The 21,775-nt window shown below is 58.1% G+C and carries 16 protein-coding genes; 12 read left to right on the top strand and 4 right to left on the bottom strand.

The genetic code is table 11. The annotated features are described in order from the left end of the window. The first annotated feature begins 37 nt into the window (after positions 1–37). The 4 genes from MJA45_RS25260 (at position 38) to MJA45_RS25245 (ending at position 6,740) form a co-directional block, all read left to right on the top strand. Positions 38–4,246: a LamG-like jellyroll fold domain-containing protein gene (locus MJA45_RS25260; RefSeq protein WP_315604662.1), complete on the top strand. Its 4,209-nt coding sequence runs from the start codon at positions 38–40 to the stop codon at positions 4,244–4,246. Between the two features lie 292 nt (positions 4,247–4,538). Continuing rightward, positions 4,539–5,057 (top strand): cupin domain-containing protein, encoded by a 519-nt coding sequence (locus MJA45_RS25255; RefSeq protein WP_315604661.1) that lies wholly within the window; start codon positions 4,539–4,541, stop codon positions 5,055–5,057. A gap of 133 nt (positions 5,058–5,190) precedes the next feature. After that, the gene (locus MJA45_RS25250) at positions 5,191–5,742 is read left to right on the top strand and encodes an RNA polymerase sigma factor (protein WP_315604660.1); all 552 of its coding nucleotides are present in this window, start codon (positions 5,191–5,193) and stop codon (positions 5,740–5,742) included. A 2-nt stretch (positions 5,743–5,744) separates the two neighbouring features. Next, on the top strand, positions 5,745–6,740 hold the full coding sequence (locus tag MJA45_RS25245) for a hypothetical protein (protein WP_315604659.1): 996 nt from the start codon (positions 5,745–5,747) through the stop codon (positions 6,738–6,740). Between the two features lie 20 nt (positions 6,741–6,760). Here MJA45_RS25245 and MJA45_RS25240 read toward each other — a convergent pair whose 3' ends face one another. Further along, positions 6,761–7,510, bottom strand: a complete 750-nt coding sequence (locus MJA45_RS25240) for an alpha/beta fold hydrolase (RefSeq protein WP_315604658.1) — start codon at positions 7,508–7,510, stop codon at positions 6,761–6,763. A 147-nt stretch (positions 7,511–7,657) separates the two neighbouring features. Between MJA45_RS25240 and MJA45_RS25235 the strand changes: the two genes are divergently transcribed. The 4 genes from MJA45_RS25235 (at position 7,658) to MJA45_RS25220 (ending at position 11,925) form a co-directional block, all read left to right on the top strand. Then, positions 7,658–8,635, top strand: coding sequence for a helix-turn-helix transcriptional regulator (locus MJA45_RS25235; RefSeq protein WP_315604657.1), 978 nt, complete (start codon positions 7,658–7,660; stop codon positions 8,633–8,635). A 243-nt stretch (positions 8,636–8,878) separates the two neighbouring features. Continuing rightward, positions 8,879–9,502, top strand: a complete 624-nt coding sequence (locus tag MJA45_RS25230; RefSeq protein WP_407083080.1) for a DedA family protein — start codon at positions 8,879–8,881, stop codon at positions 9,500–9,502. Between the two features lie 203 nt (positions 9,503–9,705). Beyond that, a complete protein-coding gene (locus MJA45_RS25225) occupies positions 9,706–10,317 on the top strand; it encodes a transglutaminase-like domain-containing protein (protein WP_315608101.1) in 612 nt (203 codons plus the stop codon). A 300-nt stretch (positions 10,318–10,617) separates the two neighbouring features. Next, positions 10,618–11,925 (top strand): histidine--tRNA ligase, encoded by a 1,308-nt coding sequence (locus tag MJA45_RS25220; RefSeq protein ID WP_315604656.1) that lies wholly within the window; start codon positions 10,618–10,620, stop codon positions 11,923–11,925. 477 nt (positions 11,926–12,402) lie between these two features. On the opposite strand, the gene MJA45_RS25215 is transcribed toward MJA45_RS25220, so the two are convergent. Then, positions 12,403–13,635, bottom strand: a complete 1,233-nt coding sequence (locus MJA45_RS25215) for an aminopeptidase (RefSeq protein WP_315604655.1) — start codon at positions 13,633–13,635, stop codon at positions 12,403–12,405. A 318-nt stretch (positions 13,636–13,953) separates the two neighbouring features. Here MJA45_RS25215 and MJA45_RS25210 point away from each other — a divergent pair, with 318 nt between their 5' ends. After that, positions 13,954–15,093: a Gfo/Idh/MocA family protein gene (locus MJA45_RS25210; protein WP_315604654.1), complete on the top strand. Its 1,140-nt coding sequence runs from the start codon at positions 13,954–13,956 to the stop codon at positions 15,091–15,093. A 114-nt stretch (positions 15,094–15,207) separates the two neighbouring features. Here the strand turns inward: MJA45_RS25210 and MJA45_RS25205 are convergent, their stop codons facing one another. Both MJA45_RS25205 and MJA45_RS25200 read right to left on the bottom strand, forming a co-directional pair. Beyond that, a complete protein-coding gene (locus MJA45_RS25205) occupies positions 15,208–16,512 on the bottom strand; it encodes a dicarboxylate/amino acid:cation symporter (RefSeq protein WP_315604653.1) in 1,305 nt (434 codons plus the stop codon). A gap of 131 nt (positions 16,513–16,643) precedes the next feature. Then, positions 16,644–17,717, bottom strand: coding sequence for a DctP family TRAP transporter solute-binding subunit (locus MJA45_RS25200; RefSeq protein ID WP_407083079.1), 1,074 nt, complete (start codon positions 17,715–17,717; stop codon positions 16,644–16,646). A 77-nt stretch (positions 17,718–17,794) separates the two neighbouring features. On the opposite strand from MJA45_RS25200, the gene MJA45_RS25195 reads away from it, so the two are divergent. From MJA45_RS25195 to MJA45_RS25185, 3 genes are all read left to right on the top strand, one after another. Next, positions 17,795–19,390: an ATP-binding protein gene (locus MJA45_RS25195; protein WP_315604651.1), complete on the top strand. Its 1,596-nt coding sequence runs from the start codon at positions 17,795–17,797 to the stop codon at positions 19,388–19,390. A gap of 2 nt (positions 19,391–19,392) precedes the next feature. Further along, positions 19,393–20,145, top strand: a complete 753-nt coding sequence (locus MJA45_RS25190; protein WP_315604650.1) for a response regulator — start codon at positions 19,393–19,395, stop codon at positions 20,143–20,145. Between the two features lie 152 nt (positions 20,146–20,297). Beyond that, positions 20,298–21,722, top strand: a complete 1,425-nt coding sequence (locus MJA45_RS25185) for an NAD-dependent malic enzyme (RefSeq protein ID WP_315604649.1) — start codon at positions 20,298–20,300, stop codon at positions 21,720–21,722. Positions 21,723–21,775: the final 53 nt, after the last annotated feature.

Below are 21,775 nucleotides of genomic sequence, written 5' to 3'. Positions count from 1 at the left end.
GGAAGGGCCACGTCCTATTATAAAAGGAGTGTATGTTGTGAAGGGTAAGAAACGAATGTCCATTGCCGCGACTCTTCTGCTGATTACCGGTATGATCGGTTCCTTCGGAATGGTACAGCCCGAAATCGCTCAAGCTGCACCGACGGTATACTATGCCTCTCCTACGGGCAGCGGTTCGACTTGCTCGCAAGCATCCCCTTGCTCGCTAACGGGGGTGCAGGCCAAGGTGAGAACGGTAAGCGCCTCCATGAGCGACGATATCATCGTCAATCTGCTCGGGGGTACCTATACCTTGTCCCAAACGCTTGTCTTCTCTCCTTCCCAAGGGGATTCGGGGAAGAACGGGCACAACATCATCTACCAGGCGAATAACTACGGAACGCCGTCTCAAGAGGTCCCCGTCTTAAGCGGGGGTCAGAGCATTACCGGATGGACCCTGCACGACAGCGCGAACAACATTTGGAAGGCTAATGTGGGCAGCCTGGAGACAAGGCAATTGTACGTGGATGGGGTGCGGGCTTATCGGGCCAGGACCAATTCGGGCATTCCCGGTACGGTAACCAAGACGTCAACCGGCTATACGACGACCGACCTCTCTCTGCAAACATGGGCCAACGCTGCGGATATCGAAATGGTTTATCATGACGGGGACGGCGTCGGCAACTGGTTATGGGCGGAGCCGAGGTGCCCGGTAGCTTCCATCACCGGAAATGCGAGCTCCACCACGATCACGATGGCACAGCCTTGCTTCGATCTGACCAAATCGGCGAGAGGCGGCAACCTCAGCCTGCCCACGCAGATCGAGAATCACTACAAGGCGCTGACCCAGAGCGGGCAGTTCTATCTGGACCGGGCCGCGGCTGGAGCTCACGTGCTCTATTACAAGCCGAGAGCCGGGCAGAACCTTGCGACCGCCTCGGTCATTGCCCCGAGACTTGAGCAGCTTGTGCGGGGGGACGGCACGCTGACCGCTCCGATTCACCATATTCAGTTTAAAGGCCTGACGTTCGCCTACGGAACTTGGCTCGGGCCGAATAGCTCTCAGGGGTTCCCGGAAACAAGCTATAACAAGTATAACAACACGACGGGGCCCGAATCGCAGGAGCTTGCCGCCGTCTCTTTCTATGCGGGGCAGAATCTTCTGTTCGAGGGGACTACTTTTAAATATTTGGGGGGCGCCGGTCTGACGCTTGACGAAGGAAGCCGGTTCAACTCCGTTGTCGGAAGTGAATTTCTCGATATATCGGGTAACGGGATCCAGATCGGAAACGTGGTGACCACCTATCCAAGCGCCGCCCAACTAGTCACCGGTAACGAGGTAAAAAACAATTACATCCATGACATCGGAAAAGAATACCCGGGGGCTTACGGAATCTGGAACGCCATTACCCAGAACACAACGGTGGAGCATAACGTCATCGCCCACCTTCCCCGCGGGGGGATTGCGACCAATTATCAATATTCCAATCAGCCTCCTTCCGCGACCACAGGAAACCGGTTCAATTACAACAAGGTGTTTGACTACATGAACAATATTCGGGACGGAGGAGGATTCGACACCAACGGTACCCAGAACGGCATCAGCGGGGTGGAGCCCAATTCCACGTTAATCGGAAACGTGTTCTACGATAACCATAACAACTTCGGCCAAATTTATTTGGACATTTGGACGGCTGGATTTACGGTCAAGAACAATGTGGCTTATGCATCCGCCAGCCTCGATTACAATACGATCGATTTCTGGAGTCAGCCCTGCTGCAATGTCATTCGACACAATTTCTTCGACCAAGACAACAGCTACAAGTTTCAAACCGCGTCGGACATGGCTCTTGGCAACGTGATGAACCTGCCGGTCTCGGCGATGCCCGCCTCTATCATTAACAACGCGGGGCTGGAACCGGCCTACCGGCATCTGCTGCCGCCTGTTACGCCTCCTTCGGACACCCAGGCCCCGAGCGCTCCCGGCGGCGTCAGTGTAAGTGCCGTCGGGGCGGGGCCCAGCGTGACCGTCAGCTGGGGAAGCTCCAGCGATAATGTCGGGGTGACCGGTTATGAAGTCGATAACGGATCTACGGTATTGGCGGCTACCACCGGACTTAGCGCGGTCGTCCAGGGACTCGTCCCGGGAAGTACTTACCATTTGGTCGTTCGTGCCCGGGATGCAGCGGGGAATTTGTCCGGACCGAGCTCTGAAGTGCTGGTTACCGTTCCCGGAACCGCCGATCTGGTCGGCCATTGGACGATGGACAACGGCAGCGGCACGGCCGTAAGCGATTATTCGGGCAGCTTCAACAACGGCTCCCTCTCCGGGGCAGCCTGGACTACAGGCAAGATTGGCGGAGGATTAAGCTTCAGCGGAGCCGGCTCCGTGAATGTGGGCAATGCCCAAATTCTGAATCAGGACCGAAACAGCTTTACTTTGGCAACCTGGTTCAAAAGCACCTCCACGGGCTCGGGGCAGAGAATGATATCCAAAGGGCATTCCAGCAATACCGGCGGCTATTTTATGTGGAATAATGCAGGAAAGATTGCGCTGGGTGTCGGGGCAAACAGCGAAGCGGCGAATGCAACCGTCGTGGAGACGCCGGGCGGCTTCAATGACGGCAATTGGCATCATGCCGCAGCCGTCGTCGACCGGCGCGCGCAAACCGTACAGATCTACGTCGACGGAACCCCGCGTACCCTGACCAAGTTCAGCGGATTCTGTGGAACCGTGAACGGAACCGCGATGGACATTTCCGGTTGTCCTTTTATGGTGGCCTCCAGCAACGATCCGTTCACCATAGGCAGCTATAATGGGGGAGCCGAATATTACAACGGTTCGCTGGACGACGTCCGGGTGTACAGCCGAGCACTGAGCACATCCGAAATCAGCGATGTCATGAGCCTTACCGGGCGCTGGAAGCTGGACGAAGGCGGGGGAACGTCTGCGGAGGATGATACGAATAACCGGACCGCGCCCGCCAGCGTTTCGAATGCGGCTTGGGTGGGGGATGGCGGCAAAATCGGCGGCCGTCTCGACTTTAATGGGGTCAACAGCTATGTCTCCATGGGCGGCGCCGGTCAAGCAAACATGGGAACGGGCAGCTTCAGCGTGGGGCTGTGGTTCAAGACCCTCTCTACGGGAATCCATCAACGTATGATTACCAAGGGCAATTGGGGCAACACGGCCGGTTACTTCCTCTGGCATGAAGCCGGAAAGGTAGTCTTCAGCCTGGGGTCCAATGGAGTGCAGGGGAATACGGTGCTCGTTGCTACCCCGGGCGGCTTTAATGACGGGCAGTGGCACCAGGCCACCGCGGTGGTAGATCGAGCTGCCCAGACGATCAAACTATACATCGACGGGACGGCTAGAACGCTTGCCTCCGGCAACGGTTACTGCGGGACGGCGAGCGGGACAACGCTCAATCTATCCGGCTGCAATTCTTTAAATGCGACCAGCGGGGATTCCCTGATGCTGGGCAGCTATAACGGCACCAATGAATTCTTCTCCGGCTCCTTGGATGAAGTAAGACTCTATAACCGGGCGCTAACCGATGCCGAGGTTACCAAGCTCAGCAGCTTTAACGGGCTTGTGGGACAGTGGAAGTTTGAGGAAGGCAACACCCCGGCAGCGGCTGAAGCAAGCGGCAACAGTTCGGCGGCCGCCCTCTTGGACACAGACTGGACGGCAGGAAAGTTCGGTAAGGCGTTAAGCTTTAACGGCGTTAAAAGCTACAGCGTGATGAGCAGGCCCGATGCCCTTAATATGGGAACCCGCAGCTTCAGCTTGGCGGCTTGGTTCCGAACCGATTCGACAGGAACCCATAAGCGGATGGTGTCCAAGGGCAATTGGGGAAATTCCAACGGCTATTTCCTCTGGTACGAGGGCGGCCAGGTATCGTTCGGTCTGGGAGCTGGCGGCTCTCAAGCCGGAGCGGCACTCGTTGGAACGGCAGGAGGATACGGAGACGATAACTGGCATCACGTCGCCGCCGTGGTCGACCGCACGGCCCAGACGCTTCAGATCTACGTCGACGGCACCGCTCAAACGTTGTATCCTGCAAGCGGTTATTGCGGCACAGCAACTGGAACGACATTGAACATTGCAGCATGTACCTCTCTGAACGGGACTAGTGCAGATCCCTTTACACTTGGCGGGCATAAGGGAGTCTACGAGCTCTTTACCGGTTCGCTTGACGATGTGCGGGTGTACAGCCGTGCCCTGACGCAGACCGATATCAACAGTATCTTATTGGGAAATTGATCGAACCAAGAGCCTGTGGAGGACAGGGAGAAAACGGCTGGGAACTAACGACTTTGGAAATGGCGCGGACCTGGTCCGCGCCATTTTCTTTTGGTTCGGGCGGACTTCGAAAACGACGACGGCGGTTCCGTTTGGTCGTATCGGATTTAGGGCAAGGGCCAAGCTGCAAGGAGGAGTGGTAGACTTGGCCGATCCCGTTTTGTAAGAAAATGGGTTAATTCCCCGGAAGGCTATGGTAGCATAGGGATATACGATTGACGTTAGCTCCCATTTCCATCGCGAGGTGAATCCCTTGAGCAACCCAACCCTTGTTCATCCCGACGGCCGAACGGTAATCCTGCTGGAAAAAGGCACCGACGGGCAAGGCCCCTATCTGCGCATCGAACATACCATCTTAAAGCAAGGGGCCATGAACGGCCCCCATTGGCATCCCGTTCTTCAAGAGACCTTTCGGGTCCGGGAGGGGCGGATGAGGTTCGTCCTTGACGGCGAAGAACGATTCTTGGAGGAAGGGGAGGAACTGGTCATTCCCCCGAAGCAGATTCACCAGTTCTGGAACGTGAGCGGGGAACGCCTCGTCGCCCTGCATGAAATCCGCCCGCCGGGCCGCCATTGGGAGATGTTCCAACTCGTGCACAAGCTGGAATGCGAAGGAAAGGTCAACCGGAAAGGGATCCCGGTTAATCCTTTGTGGCTCGGCCTGGCTTGGGAGTGCATCGACGGCTACCTGGCGGGACCGCCCCGCGTGGTCCAGAAGGTTGCCCTCGGCGGACTAGCCCGGCTGGCGAAGCGGCTCGGTTACCGGATCTAAGCGGAGTCCAAAGAGGATACAGGCACCACCCATATAAAGAGGGTCGTTTCCCGCGGCGGCGGAGAGACGACCTTTTTTTATGATAAACGGGAACTTCTGGAAGGGAAAGGGGTCTAATGTCTGAGGTGATTATGTGGAGTCCAGCTATCTACGGTATCTGGCGCAAGCGCCGGATCACGACAAAGACGCCATCCTGGAGGAGCTGATGAACTCCTATGGGAATGATGTCTGGAATTTTGCCTATTTTCTGACACGCCGGCCGGATATGGCGGATGATCTTTCGCAGGAAGTATTCTTATCGGTTTATCATAACCTGTTCCGGTTCCGCGGCGATTGCAGCATAAAAAGTTGGCTGCTGACCATAACCCGGAACAAAGTGTTGAAGGTGAAACGAAGTGCCTTTCTGCGAAAGGTTATTCTGGTCGACTACGTCATTCCCGGGGGACATACCCGCTCCGCAGAAGCCGAGATGTTCGATCGGGCGGATACCCGTCATATCTGGCAGGCGGTCATGCAGATCCCTCTTAGGTTCCGTGAAATTCTGCTGCTGCATGTTCATTACCAGCTTAACGGGAAGGAAATGGCTGAACTGCTCGGCATTCCGGAGGCTACGGTCAAAACCAGGCTTTACCGGGCAAGACGCAAACTGGAAGCCATATTAGATAAGGAGAAAGGAAGGGAATGACGATGGAACGTTGGACAGAATGGAACCAGGCACTGGAGAAGTCTCCCTTCCAGGAACCCCGGTTCGGCGAATCTTTAAAGCGGCAGGTCCGCCTGAAGGCAGGAACCAAACGGAGGACGAGTTTGCCCTTCGCTGGCGCCGTCGCTGTACTAGTCATCTGTCTGTTGGCGGCAGGTGTCTTCCTTGCCCTGCCTTTATTTAAGAGTCTGAACCAAGAAGAGCTGGCGTTAGAAGATCCCGAATGGAAGGTAAGATCAGAATATTCCGTTCAAGGAGAGACATTGTTTACGGTCTTCCCGGACCCTGGGCTTTCCACCGGGAAAAATTACGGGTATAGGATCCGCTTTACGGCACCGTTCGAGGCCTTCCGGGATAAAACGATCGCGATTCAGGCCTACCATCTGAAATCGGGTACCCGCCTGAACGTGCTGCCGGCTAGGACAATTACTGAGCCAACCGCGGGCCACTCGAGCCTGGAGGGATTTACGGCAGAGTGGGATCTTCCATTAAGCGGAAAATGGAAACTGGAAATAGAGGTCGAAGGAGCCAAGTATGGCGATGCCGTGGTAACCGTTGCCGATTCCCCTTGGACCCTCAGCCCGACTTTTGATCTCCCCTATACCGGCAACGACGGCATGGCCCATCATTATGTCTTGGCAGGCGAAGAAGGCAGGCTCGGCCTGCTTGTCGGTCCCTATGCCAGCCAAGAGGGAATACAGGATAGGCAGCCCTTTGCCGTAGGGAGAAGCAACAAAGCGCTGTGGTACTTCTGGGGAACCGATGAGGAGTTGAAGGGAGAGTGCCGGGTTGTGGCTGTCCGTATGGGTGATTCCCTTCTCACTCCTCAATTCTCCGTCGGTCGACTGGGAGGGGGGGTGCTGGGAGCGGATCGGACCATCACCTCTTACTTAACTTTTCCGAAGCCGGGAAAATGGCGGGTGATGGTCTATGTCGGTGACAGGCTGTTCGGCAGCCTAGTGGTGGAAGCAACGAGTTAAACGTGCCCCCGGATTCCGCGTTAAGCTAAGACTCCGGACGGCATCACCTCCTCGGCAAGAAAGTGTTCAAGCACCCGGCGGAGGCCGTCCGGGTCGCTTAGCATCGGCAAATGCCCCGTGGCCAGCTCCGCCACCCGATTAGGCTGAAGATGGCGGATCATCCGGTCCTGCAGGGAGGAGCTGAACTCCTTGTCCTTGGTCAGCTTCATGTACAGCCGCGGCACGGACGGCACCGCCGCCTCGCACCGGTCCGTATAAGCCCGGACCGCCTCCGGCACGAAGGCCTTGACCACCTTCGATGCCTGCTCGGGGGCCAGGTCACTGCACAACCCCGCCCGGATCATGGATTCCGGCGGGCGCGTGCCCATTTTCTTAAGGACTACGGAGAGGATAAGCCTCTTCGGCCAAGGCAGGGCCGACACGAAAGACCCGCCGTCCCGCGGGATGGCGGCTCCGACGGCGGCGAATCCGGCCAAACGGTCCTCCAGCCCCGAAGCCGCCCGGAGTGCTACCACTCCTCCTAACGAATGAGCAACCAGCACCACCCTCGGCACCGGCCAAGCCCGGATCTGTTCCCTTAGAGATGCCGCATAATCCTCCAGGGTCAGCTCCCCTCTTGCCTCTACCGGTTCGTTACGGCGGGGAAGGTCGGCCAGCAGATAGGGCAGGCCCAGGTTCTTCACCACCCCCTCCCAAACCTCGCTGCGAAGCCCCGCTCCGTGGACAAACACCAGCCCGTACTCCCCTTCTTCTTGCTTCCTTTCCTTCATGTTGATCTCCTCCGTATGCTTGGTCTTGTTCTTGGCTTACTCTCCCTTTTAACGTACCATGGAAATAAGTCAATTTCTGTCTTATTTAACGGATACACTAGCGAATAGAACCAGCGAATGGGAACCAGATCAAAAGGGGGAGAAGGGATGAACAAAGCCCAGCGTCTCATCCAGCTCATGATGAGGGTTAACGCTCGGAAGTCCTTTACCGTGGGGGAGCTGGCGGACGAATTCCATGTTTCCACCCGGACCATAACGAGGGACCTGGAGGAGCTTAGCGGGCTCGGGGTTCCGCTCTATTCCGTGCAGGGAAGGGGAGGCGGGTACAAGCTTCTGAAGGAGCGGCTGTTACCGCCGATCTCCTTCTCCGAAGGGGAAGCCGTCGCCATGTATTATGCCTGCCAGGCGCTGGAGCACTACGGGTCGCTGCCCTTTGGCGATGGGGCGCATACCGCCTTGGCCAAGTTCTACCATTACCTTCCCGGGGATGTGAAGGAAGGGGTGGACCGGCTTCGGCACAAGGTCTCCATCTGGAGCCCATACCGCCCCATGGCCCGGGAGGTACTGGAGACGCTCTTGCAGGCCGTGATGCGGCGCCGGGCCGCCGTTATCCGTTACACTTCCGCCAGCGGCGAGTCCGAGCGCACCATCCAGCCCATCGGCCTCTACGCCAGCTCCGGCTACTGGTACTGCCCCGCCTACTGCCACACACGAGGGGACGTCCGCCAATTCCGGGCGGACCGGATCCTCACCGCGGCTCTGACTGAAGCCGTTCCTTGGCGCGAGGACGTGGACCGGCTGACCCTGCTCGATAAGCCCGTCAAGGATCACTTGGAGCAAGTGACCCTTAAGCTCGAGCTCTCCGCGAAGGGCGTCTGGCTGCTCCTGTCCGATAACCGGTTCGGTCCTTCTATAAGCCGGAAGGAAGACGGGAGCGGGGAGGCTTTGGTTTCGGTCCCGGTGGCGGATCTGGAATTCTATGTCGACAAGATCTGGCAGCTTGGGCCGGAGGCCCGGATCCTTGCCCCTGCCGAGGCGGTTGCCAGCCTGAAGCGCAGGCTGGAAGCTTTGCGGGAGCGTTACGAGGAAGAAGGCCAAGGTGACCATAACGTAAGGAAAACCTAAGGAAGCCGTAAGGCTTTGCCAAAAATTCTCTGGTACAATACAGGGAGGGTAGAGGTCAGAGAAAGCCGGAGGATACCAGCGGGAAAGGCCAGGGCAAGGGCAAGCTGCATCAGCCGCTCTTCCGGTTATCCTTGTGCCCGGCGGCTCCCATGGACCGTGCGGCCATTCCATATTTTCGCAGGAGCCGTTTAGGATGATATAATGGGAGGGCCCGCGGGTAAAGATAGAGAACAAGTCGGACAGATGGGGGCCGTTATGAAGCTGCTGGACATGCTGGAGCATATGTTTGAACAATACGGGTATCTCGTGCTTCTGTTCGGGCTGCCGCTGGACTTTATCGCGTCTCCCATACCGCCGGGGAACAGTACCCTGACCTATACGGGATATCTGGCCTATAAAGGGGTGCTGGATGGACTGTGTGCTTTTGTCCTGGCGCTGGCCGGGAGCTGGCTCGGGGTTACCATTACGTACCTCGCCGGATACAAACTCGGCATGCCTCTGATCGAGAAATACGGCAGATGGCTGTCCATCAAGCCGTCCTTTGTCGAGAAGACACGCCGGTATTATGATAAATATGGAGACAACCTGCTGCTGATCGCCTTCTTCCTTCCGGGGGTGCGGCAGTTTATCGGGTATTTCATCGGCATCCTCCGTATTCCGTTCAAGACCGTGCTGATGTATGCGTATACCGGCACGTTCCTTTGGGTGACGGCATTTTTCTCCATCGGGTATGGCTTCGGCGACCGGTGGCAGCAGGTTTTCCTGCTCGTGGAGCGGTATCTCAAAACGATATTCATCGGACTCGCGATCATCCTGGCCGCTTTTCTGCTCGCGAAATGGATCGGGCGGGGCCGGCTTAGGAGCTGAGCCTGAACATAACCAAAACCGGCGGGAAGGTCCCGTCGGCTTTTTTTGTGGAGTGAGGGGCGGGGAGGCTTTCTTTTCTCATTGGTCACGGCTTCTCTTGATTGAATATTTATTCACGCCTATGTATAATTACTGCTATCCTTCGAGTCCCTTCAGAGGCTTTCTCCCATCGGAAAATCCTATTAAAAAGGAGAACGGACGCTATGAACTTAATCCTGGAATCGGATAAGGTAACCGACTATCTGGCCGAGACCGAGGAGGTCGATTACTCCCATGCCGGCATTAGAGAAAAAGCAGAGGAATTAAGCTGCCGCTCCTCAAATGAAGTCGCCTTTGTTCAAGCCGTTTTCGAGTTTGTCCGCGATCGGATTTCCCACTCCTGGGATATTCAAAGTACGCGTGTTACCAGCACGGCCTCCGACGTGCTCCGCTTTCAAGAGGGGATCTGTTACGCCAAATCCTTATTGTTATGTGCTCTGTTAAGGAGTAAAGGGATTCCGGCGGGGTTCTGTTACCAGAGGCTGACCTTGGGGGAAACGCCCGAAACGGGATATGCCCTTCATGCTTTAAACGCTGTATTTTTAAGCTCATTAAATAGATGGGTGCGGTTGGATGCACGGGGGAATAAGGAAGGGGTTAACGCTCAATTCTCGCTCGGGGAAGAGCAGCTGGCTTTTCCCATCCGTCCTCCTTTCGGAGAAATCGATTATCCTACTATCTACGTTAGCCCGAATTCCCGAACGCTAGCCGTCCTTAAACAATTTACCAATGGTTTAGAAATGTACCAGAATCATTTGCCCACGGCTTTGGAATGACGGTAGTGGAAAGACCAATGGAGAGACCAGGGGAAGATTCCACGGCAAAACGCGGGGAATACCAAAAGCTTCTTGCCTTTGCCAAAGGGATTCGTTATAATCGTTCTACTTTGTACGGAAGGTGACTTGAGCCATGAAACCCTATAGGCTGAATCAACTTCATCATCACAATCAGCGTTAGCACCCCTGTCATTTATCAGGGAGGGCTAACGCCATTCGCGTTGGCCTCCCTGCGGCATACCAAACGCGCAGGACCAAGAGGTCCGGCGCGTTTTTTGTTTATGCCCATAAAAGAAGGGAATGATCGTTGTGCAAAACGTAAAGGGAACCTACGATTTTATCGGTAAAGAGCAAGCACTTAGACGAAAAGTCCAGTCTATCCTTCAAGAGGTGTTTGAGCTTTATGATTTTGAAGGCATGGATTCTACGATCCTAAACGAACTTGAGCTGCTGACCTCCAAGTATGCAGGCGGAGAAGAGATACAGAACGAAATGTATCAGCTGACCGATCAAGGGAAGCGCCGGCTTGGACTCCGTTACGACCTTACGATTCCTTTTGCCAAGGTGATCGCTTTAAATCCCGGTATAGAATTTCCTTATAAGAGATACGAAATGGGAAAGGTTTTTCGGGATGGACCTGTGAAAAGAGGGCGGCTGCGCGAATTTATCCAGTGTGATGTGGATATCGTCGGTATGGCGGGACCGGTTGCCGAGGCGGAGTTAATGCAGATAGCCGTTGAGGTATTCAGAAGGCTGGACATTCCGGTCACACTCAGATGGAACAACAGACGCTTCCTGGGGGATATCCTTGAAGTCATGGGGGTGCCGTCGGATAAGCGGCTGTCGGTCATGCTTACCCTCGATAAGCTGGAGAAGATTGGTAAAGAAGGAGTGCTCCTTGAGCTTATTGGAAAAGGGCTGCCTGCTAAAGTCATACAGGCTATGACCGAGCTATTGGAAGGGGGGAACCCTGCGTTTGAGGACGTATCCCGAGCCTACGGTATCCAAGCCAAACCAGGAGCGCAGGAGGTCCGATCCCTTCAGGAGATCATTCGGAAATTGGGGCTGGAGCCGATGTGCCGGTTTGATCCGTTCTTGTCACGGGGCTTGTCGTTTTACACGGGTACGGTTTATGAAATCTTTGATGCGTCCCGTACGTTTCCGTCCAGTTTAGGCGGTGGGGGCCGGTATGATGCCATCATCGGACAGCTGATCGGCCGGGAGGATCTTTCTTATCCTACAGCAGGCCTTTCGTTTGGAATGGAATCAATCATGGAAATGCTGAAGGATCGTCCTGTTTCTGTACCGGTTGCATCAGCGGTTATCATCCCCATCGGCGAAACGGTTACCGAGTGCCTGCGAATCGCAGCTGCTCTACGGTCTAATGGGATTCGAACAAGGCTGGACACCACCAAACGTAAATTAAAAAAATCCCTGGCCACGGCTTCCTCGGATGGAATCCGGTATGTCCTTCTCCTAGGAGAAGAGGAAGAAAACCTTGGGAAGGTCCGATTGAAGGATATGGATAAGATGACAGAGATGGTAGTGACCCTCCAAGAGGCCATAAGCTTGATCTCTCAGGAAGGCTCCCGGTCCAGAGGATACTAGGGAATCTCTGTCTCCCTCCCACCTCGGTTCTTCAACTGGACCGCTAACGAATCCCAGGGTGCTTATTAAGCCTAAAAGGACCCTCCGCTTATTCTAACGAATCGCTGTAACGCTACACGGCCTCGCCCTTGTAAAAAGAGAGCGAAATCGGACTAATAGCGCCATGACGATTCGTTAAACTTGCAGAGGGCCTTTTTGGCGCGGTATAAGGTTACCACGATTCGTTGGCGGGAGGCAGCCTCAGGCAGGGCCGAGAAAATTACCGGCCCGCCTTGAGAAACGCTTAGGACCAGGGGGCGACGTCAGACCGCCGAACTCCCAAGCGGCCGGTCAACGGGCATGCAAACCGGCCCTCCTGCGCGAAGAAGCGGCGTGCACTCGCTCCGGCACGGCCCGACGTGCACGCCCCAGGCCTGCCGGTACGCCCGGCTTCCTGCAGGGCATAACAGCGCGCTCAGGAGGACCCGGCCGTCTGCCTCAAAACGCCCAGTTGCCCTTGCGGAAGATCGGCTCGATTGTGCCGTCCGCCAGCTCGCCGTCGATGTCCATCTCGGCGGAGCCGATCATGAAATCGACGTGCGTGAGACTCGTGTTGAGCCCCGCCGCCAGCTGCTCCTCCGGCGACAGGTCTTCGCCGCCCTCCAGGGTGGTCGGGAAGGCGCGGCCGAGGGCCAGGTGGTTGGAGGCATTCTCGTCATACAGCGTGTTGAAGAACAGCTGCTTGGAGTTAGAGATTGGGGAATCGTGCGGCACGAGCGCGATCTCTCCTAAATAATGCGAGCCTTCGTCCAGCTCGACGAGGTTCTTGAGGTTCTCGTAGCCCTTCTCGGCCTGGAAATCCACCACGCGGCCGTTCTCAAAGGTGAGTGAGAAGTTTTCGATGAGGCTGCCCTGGTAGCTGAGCGGCTTGGTGCTGTGCACGACGCCGTTGGTTCCGTCCCGGTGCGGCGAGACGAATACTTCCTCCGTCGGTACGTTCGGGTTGAACTCAAAGCCGGCCCGGGTGTTCGCCACGGAGCCTCCCCTCCACAGGTGACGCTCGGGAAGCGCTACGGTCAGCTCCGTCCCGGGAGCACGGTAGTGCAGCTTGCGGTACTGCTTCGCCGTCAACTGCTCACGCTTGGCTCGAAGCTTCGCATTATGTTCGCGCCATAGGGCGACCGGATCGTCCTGATCCGCACGGGTCGCCCGGAAGATAGCCTCCCACAGCGCCTGGACCGCTTCTGAGTCCTCTTTATCGGGATACACCTTTCGGGCCCACCCGACAGAGGGAGCGCCGATGATGCACCAGGTCATCCGGTAAGAGCCCATGTATTCGCGCCATTTCACAAGCTCGGCCCCCGCCGCCTTGGAGAAGGCCGACAGCCGCTTGGGATCGACTCCCTTCATAAGCTCCGGGTCGTTCGACTCGATGTACAGGTACGCACCGTTCTTCTCGGCTTCCTGCTCGAGGGCCCGGGCCCGCCAGGCGGGGTATTCCCCGAACGCCTCTTCCGGCGCGAGGTCGTACTTCAGGCGGTTGACGGCTTGGTCGTACCATTCAACCTGCACATTCTTGGCGCCGGCTTCATACGCCTTGCGGGTGATCAGGCGGATGAGGTCGGCGGAGTCGATCGGGCCGTTGATCCACAGCGACTGGCCCGGCTGGATGTTGCAGCCGATGCGGACGGCCAGCTCGGCGTATTTTTCCAGGTTCTCGGCAAAGGTCATGGAAATCCTCCTTGGGTAGGGTATGGTTCTTCCTCTAGTGTAGTACATTCTCCGGATTTTACAAAAAAACGGGGGAGACGGGGAGCCGGACAAAGGCCGAAACCGTCCAATCCCCGAAGGCGGGGAGCCGGATAAAGACCAAAGCCGTCCTAACTCCGAAGGCGGGGAGCCGGACAAAGGTCAAAGCCGTGCCATCTCCCGAAGCCGTTGGCCCCCTCAAAAGGGGTCTTGCCAAACGGATTGTCAAGGAAGAGCCCCTGTTTTATAATACAAGTATGTAACAGGCATAATACCATGATCAGAAAAGAGGCCTCTTTGATGAAAATAGCTGTCATTGGTTACGGGCGCCGTATCCGCAACGTGATCCGCGAGCTGATCGTGCAGGATCCGACCCTGGAGCTTGCCGCCATTGTCGATGTGCAGAACGAAGCGATTAAGCAGGCGATGACGGAGCGCGAGGATCGGCTTCCTGAATTCTATGACACCTTCGCCGAAATGAAGGAGAGGGTAAAGCCTGACGGGGTGCTCATCGGCACAAGATGCTCGCTTCACGCCCGGCTGGCGGCCGAGGTCCTGTCAAGCGGCATTCCGCTCTTCCTGGAGAAGCCGGTGGCCACCACACTGGAGGACCTGAAGCTGCTGAAGCAAGCTTACGACCGCTATCCCGCCGAGGTGGTGGTGTCGTTCCCGCTGCGGGTAACCCCGATGGTAAGCCTCGTGAAAGAGATTCTCGACTCCGGGAAGATCGGGACGGTGGAGCATGTCCAGGCGGTGAACAATGTGCCGTACGGCGGGGTCTATTACCACCACTGGTACCGGGACGAGAACGAAACGGGCGGGCTGTTTCTGCAGAAGGCAACCCATGACTTCGACTATCTCCAGCATCTCATCGGCGGGCATCCGACGGACGTATGCGCCATGGTGTCCAAGCAGATTTTCCGCGGCGACAAGCCGGCCGGCTTAAAGTGCGCCGATTGCGAGGAGAAGCTTACGTGCAAGGAGAGCACTTACGGCGTCGTTCGCAGCGAAGACACCACTCCGGCGGGCGAATACTGCGCTTTTGCCGTGGACACGGGCAACGAGGATTCGGGCAGCGCTCTGATCCGGTACGAGTCGGGCATGCATGTGTCGTATTCGCAAAACTTCTTCGCGCGGCGCAAGGCAGCCTCTCGGGGAGCCCGGCTGCTTGGGTACAAAGGGACGCTGGAGTTCGACTTCTACACCGATGAGATCAAAGTATTCCCGCACCACAGCCCGCACACGGAAGTATACCGGATGGACGGCAGCGAGGCCCACTTTGGCGGGGACCAGGTGCTCGCGGATAACTTCCTCAAGGTCATGCGCGGCGAAGCCCGCTCCAGCTCAGACATGAATTCCGGCCTGCTCAGCGCACTGGTCTGCTTGAAGGCCCGGGAGTCTTCCCTGACCGGAACGTTCCAGACAGTGGATTGGCGCTAGGAAGATACAGAAAAGGACCTCAACCTCCACAGAATGTGGCTGAGGTCCTTTTTTTGTGGGGAAACCCCTTGTTCACTTGTTCTATCTATCTTTGCTTTGGAACCGAGTTCTGCGTTACGCCTTGCTCGGGCTCATGCCGGCCACCGCCCGTTCGTCCTCCTCCTCTTCCTCGAGAGCGGGAACGGAAGCGGACTCCCGGTTCGGGTCGAATTCGCCTTCCATTTTGGCGACCACGACAGTGGCCACCCCGTTGCCGATCAGGTTCGTGATGGCGCGGGCTTCGGACATGAAGCGGTCCACCCCGAGCAGGAGGGCGATGCCTTCCACCGGAATCATCGGGAAGGCGGCGAGGGTCGCGGCCAGGGTGATGAAGCCGGAGCCGGTTACCCCGGCGGCCCCTTTGGACGTCAGCATCAGAATGCCGAGCAGGGTTATCTGCTGCCAGATGGATAGGTCGATGCCGTAAGCCTGCGCGATGAACATGGCGGCCATGGACAGGTAGATTGACGTGCCGTCCAGGTTGAACGAGTAGCCGGTGGGGATGACGAGGCCGACAACCGGCTTGCTGCAGCCGTATTTTTCCATGCGCTCCATCATCCGCGGCAGGGCCGACTCGGAAGAAGAGGTGCCGAGCACCAGCAGAATCTCATCCTTGATGAAACGCAGGAAGCTGAAGATGGAGAAGCCGAAGATCCGGGCGATGGTGCCCAGTACGATAATAATGAACAGGAACATCGTCAGATAGACGGAGCCCATCAGCTTGCCGAGAGAGAAGAGCGACCCGATGCCGAATTTGCCGATCGTGTAGGACATGGCCCCGAAGGCGGCGACCGGGGAAACCTTCATGATCATGTTGACGATGTTGAAGAAAACATGGGACATTTTCTCAAAAAACGTGTAAAGCGGCTTGGCGGAATTCCCCATGGCGGCGAGCGCCAGCCCGAACAGGACGGAGAAGAACAGAATCGGGAGCAGCTCGCCCTTGGCCATCGCGCCGATAATGTTGTCCGGGACGATCCCGACCAGGAAATCCACGAGGCCGTGGCTGGATTCGGCGGCGGCTTTCGTATACTGCGTGATGCTTCCCTTGGTGGCGTGGCTGACATCGAGACCGGCGCCCGGCTTGATGATATTGACCACCAGCAGGCCGATGGCAAGAGCGGCGGTGGTAACGATTTCAAAATACAGAAGCGCTTTGCCGCCGATCCGGCCGACCTTCTTCAGGCTGCCCATTCCGGCGATGCCGGTCACGATGGTAAAGAACACGATAGGGGGGATGACCATCTTGATCATCTTTACGAAAACGTCTCCAAGCACCTTCAGGCTGGTGCCGAAGGCCGGGAAGAAATGGCCGACCACAATGCCGAGCAGAATAGCGGTAATGACCTGAACCGTCAGGTTCCGGAAGTTGATTCTCATGGATGCACCTCTCCAAGTTTGACTTGTAAGCGCTTCACAAGCGCCGGTAAACTTAGTTTAGGCACGTCACGGAATTTTCACAATGTTGCGGTCATACTGTTCGTTTTGGTCTTTATGGTCTCCAGGTGTTCCTAATCCGTTTTCCCGATGTATTTATCCCGAAGCTCCAGCATCCGGTCGGTCAGGTCGCCGCCGATTTCCTTGCGGAACCGTTCGTATACCGGCTCGAGCACACGGATCCATTCCCGGCGTTCCTCAGAGGTAAGCTCGTGGATCTGCATGTTGGAAATGGCTTTCATCTGCTCGAGCTGGGCCGCGTTCATGGCATCCGAATTCGCGGTCATCCAGCGGGTGGTTTCGTCCATGGCTTCGGCGAGCTTCTCCTGGATGTCCGCCGGGAGCTTGTTCCAGAAAGGGCGGTTGATGATGACGGCATAGCCCAAATACCCGTGGTTGCTGATCGTCATGTGGCTCTGCACCTGATACAGCCTCTTCGTATAAATATTCGAGAACGTGTTCTCCTGGCCGTTCACGCCGCCCGATTCGAGGTTCCGGTACACCTCGTTGAAGTTGAGCGGCGTGGTTTTGGCGCCGAGGAGCTGGTATTCGGCCTCCAGCACCCGGCTGGGGATGATTCTAATTCGCAGGCCGTTAAAATCCTCGGGGCGGATCAGCTCGCGGGGACCGGTGATCTGCTTGAAGCCGTTGCTCCAGAAGGCCATTCCTTTCATGTCACGGCTCTCGAGCGTGCGGAACAGCAGCTTTCCGATCTCCCCGTTGAACGCTTCCTCCACGGCCTCCCGGTTCGGGAGCGCGAACGGCAGGTCCATGGCGTACCACGCCGGAAGGATATTGCTCAAGTAGGAGAAGGCCGGGGCGATCATCTGCAGATCCCCCTTCATCATGGCCTGGATCTCCTCGGTGTCGGAGTACAGGGTGCCGTTCGGGAACGTCTGCACTTCCACGCGGCCGTCTGTTTTCTCCTTCGCGAGCTGAGCGAATTTGAGGGCGGCGAGGCCTTTGGGCGTATTTTCGGCGACGGAGATGCTGAATTTAATAATGATCCGGTCCGCGAGCCCCTGCTGCTCGTCGTCATGGGGGGCCGGGGCGGAATAGAGATCGGGGCGGAAGCCGGCAAAGAGCGCGGCCGCCAGGCCGATCGCGAGGAACAGGATCAGGCTAACGATGGATTTCAAGATAGGCACCTCTCTTAAAGGTTGCGAATGAAGCCGGCTTGTTCCACAATAATAACAGAATGAGGATGAAGGTAGAAAGGGACCCTATGAGGCTGACCAACCTGCGCATACAATGGAAAATCACCTTCCTCTCCTTCGGCATCGTGCTCTTCTCCCTGCTGCTCGGCGGGATCATCCTGCTCGGCAGCACGATCCGGCTGCAGGAGAACGCCATCGCCGACCGGCTCCTGATCACCGGCCGGACGGTGGCGGAGCTTCCGGAGATCCGGCAGCACTTGACGGAGCCGGAAGGGTGGAAGGCAGCGAATCCGGTAGTGGAGCGGATCCGCATCATCAACGACGCCACGTACATCGTCGTGCTGGATAGGAACCGGGTCCGCTTCTCCCATCCGGTGGAAGCGCGGCTCGGGACGAAGGCGGAGGAGGCCGGCATGGAAGCCGCTTTCGCCGAGCATACGTATACGTCCCGGGCGAAGGGAGAGCTTGGGACGGCGGTGCAGGCTTTCGTGCCGGTCATGAACGAGGAGCACCAGCAGATCGGGGTGGTGCTCGCCGGACGCGTCCTCCCCGGGCTAGCCGAAACGATCCGGAAGCAGCGGGGCTATGCTTATGTTACCCTGCTGCTGTCTCTCCTGTTCGGTGTTTGGGGATCGTGGAATTTGGCCAAACACATTAAGAGGCAGATGCTGAATCTGGAGCCGCAGGAGATCGCCCGGCTTCTGCTGGAGCGGACCGCTGCCTTTCATTCGATGAACGAAGGGGTCATCGCCATGGACAGCCGGGGGATCCTGACCATCTTCAACGAGAAGGCGAAGCAGCTATTCGGCATAACGGGGGATGTGCTGGGACGGCCGGCGGAGGAGGTCGTGCCCGGCATGCGCCTCTCGGATATTCTGAAGCAGGAGCAGCCGATGCACAACGAGGAGCTGCACGTCGGCGAAGCGCTGATCTGGACGAGCCGCGTTCCGGTCAAGCTGAACGGGCGGACCGTCGGGGCGCTCGCCGTGTTCCAGGACCGGACGGAGGTGACCCGGATGGCGGAGGAGCTGACGGGGGTGCGCGAATTCGTCGATGCCCTGCGGGTGCAGAACCACGAGCACAGCAACAAGCTGCACACCATTGCGGGTCTCCTTCAGCTCGGCCGGCAGGACAGGGCGCTCGATTATCTGTTTGAGACGGCGGAGCATCAGGAGGAACTGACCCGTTTTCTGACGGGCCGTATCCACGATCCCAGCCTGTCCGGGCTCATTCTCGGCAAGATCGGCCGGGGCCGGGAACTCGGCATCGAGGTGGCGGTGGACCGCCGCAGCCGGCTGGAGCGGTTCCCCGAGCAGATGGACCGCCACGACTTCGTGCTCATCTTGGGCAACCTGATCGAGAATGCGTTCGACGCGCTGCAGGCGGTGTCCCGGGAGCCCAAGCGGGTTGAAATCAGCATCGAGCAGGACGAGGAGGTGCTGTCGCTGCTCGTGGAGGACAACGGCGCGGGAATGGACGAGGAGACGAGGCGGCGGATGCTGGAGCCGGGCTTCTCCACCAAGGGCGGCCAGGGCCGGGGCATCGGCCTCGGTCTGGTGGCCCGCATCGTTGCGAAGGGCGGCGGGGAGCTGGCCTGCGACAGCGCCCCGGGAGAGGGCACGAGCTTCGTGATTACGTTTCCCATGAGAAGAGGAGAGTTGTGAGCATGGAAGGCAAATGGGTGGAGGTCGTTCTCATCGAGGACGACCCGATGGTAAGGCAGGTCAACCGCGAATTCGTCGAGCGGGTGCCGGGTTTCCGGGTAGTCGGCGCCGCGGGCAACGGCGTGGAGGGCTTGCAGCTCGTTCGGGAGCTTCGACCTTCGCTGGTGCTTCTCGATGTCTTCATGCCGCAGCAGGACGGGCTCGAAACGCTTCGGCGGATCCGGCAGGAGGCCGTCGAGACGGACGTGATCGTCATCACGGCGGCCCGGGACGAGGCCACGATCCGCGAGATGATGCGCGGCGGGGCGGCGGACTACATCCTGAAGCCGTTCAAGTTCGAACGGGTGAAGGAATCTCTCGAGCGCTACCTCCGCCTGCATGCCGGGCTGAAGGAGGCGGAGGCGTTCTCCCAGGAAGAGCTCGATGCCGTCCTGCACGGGAGACGGGAAGCCCGCCCCAGCGTCTCCGGCGGATCCCCGGCGTCTCCGGCCGCTGGCGCCAAAGGGCCGGCCCTTCCGCTCCCGGAGGAGCTGCCGAAGGGCTTGAACGCCCAGACGTTGAAGCAGATCGCCGGCTTCCTCGAGAGGACGAACGAGCCGGTTTCGGCCGAAGAAGCGGCGGACGGGGTCGGCATTGCCCGCGTAACGGCCCGCCGCTACCTGGAATACCTGGAGAAGACCGGCTGGGTCGCCCTCGATATCCGCTACGGGGGAGTCGGTCGTCCGGTCAACCGGTACCTTTTGCAGAAGCGGTAGGGGGAAGGCAGTGCCTTATCCGTTAGGGTAGTTCTTACCGGATAAGGCACCAGGAACAAAATGAACAAAAGGCACAATATGTTCTTAACTTCCTTTTTCGCTATGTAAGCGATATCATTAGGTCATAACTCAGGAGAGCAGGAGGGGATCGCATGGCAGTACCAACAGGAGCCAGTACGACGATTATTTTGAGGCTGGAGATCGACAAGCAGGGGATCACCTTCGGGCAGATCGCCACGGCTATCGGAGACGCGGGCGGGGATATCGTCGCCATCGACGTCACCCGGTCGACGAAAGACTCGACGATCCGGGACATTACCGTCAACGTCACCGACCAGCTTCATACGAAGCGCATTGAGGAAGTGACGCGCCGGCTTCCCGGGGTTAAGCTTCTCAACGTGTCGGACCAGACCTTCCTCATGCACCTGGGCGGCAAAATCGAGATGAACCCCAAGGTGCCGATCAAAAACCGGGACGACCTGTCCCGTGTCTATACACCGGGCGTGGCCCGGGTCTGCATGGCCATTCACGAGGAGCCGTCGCGCGCCCATTCCCTTACGATCAAGCGGAACACGGTCGCCGTGGTGTCGGACGGCTCCGCGGTGCTCGGACTCGGAAATATCGGTCCGCTCGGGGCTATGCCTGTCATGGAAGGAAAGGCGATGCTGTTCAAGCAGTTCGCGGGCGTCGATGCTTTCCCGATCTGCCTGGAAACCCAGGATACGGAAGAGATCATCCGCACGATCAAGAACATCGCGCCGGCCTTCGGGGGCATCAACCTCGAGGACATTTCGGCTCCGCGCTGCTTCGAGATCGAGGAGAGGCTCGTCCAGGAGCTGGACATCCCCGTCTTCCACGATGACCAGCACGGCACCGCCGTCGTGCTCCTTGCCGGGCTCTTGAACGCCACGAAGCTCGTCGGCAAGCGGCTCGAAGACTGCAAGGTCGTGCTGGCGGGCGTGGGTGCAGCCGGAACGGCGTGCACGAAGATTCTGCTGTCGGCCGGCGTCCGCAACATCATCGGCGTGGACCGCCAGGGCGCCCTGGTGGCCGGACAGGATTACGGCAACGCGACGTGGAACTGGTACGGGGAGAACACGAACCCGAACCGCGAGGAAGGAAAGCTCTCCGACGTCATCGAGGGCGCGGATATCTTCATCGGCGTGTCGGGACCCGGCGTCCTGAAGGTGGAGGACGTGAAGCGCATGGCCCCCGATTCCATCGTATTCGCGATGGCCAACCCGACGCCGGAGATTTCGCCGGATGAGGTGGAAGGAATCGTGCGCGTGATGGCGACCGGACGCTCGGACTACCCGAACCAGATCAACAACGTGCTCTGCTTCCCCGGCCTGTTCAGGGGCATGCTCGACTGCCGCGCCTCCCGCGTCACGGAGGAGATGAAGCTGGCCGCGGCACGCGCGATCGCTTCGGTCGTGACGGACGAGGAGCTGAACGAGTCGTACATCGTGCCGAGCGTGTTCAACCAGCACGTCGCGGAACGGGTGCGCGAGGCCGTGCTGGATGCGGCCTACAGCTCGGGCATCGCCCGCCGCCGGGACATCCGGGAGCCGAAGTAACGGTCGCATGACCAGCGGGGCCCATACTTAAGCAGGCCCCGCCAAAAGAAGAG

The sequence above is a fragment of the Paenibacillus aurantius genome, from assembly GCF_032268605.1.
GTDB lineage: Bacteria > Bacillota > Bacilli > Paenibacillales > NBRC-103111 > Paenibacillus_AO > Paenibacillus_AO aurantius.
This window is presented reverse-complemented; position numbering and strand designations above follow the sequence as displayed.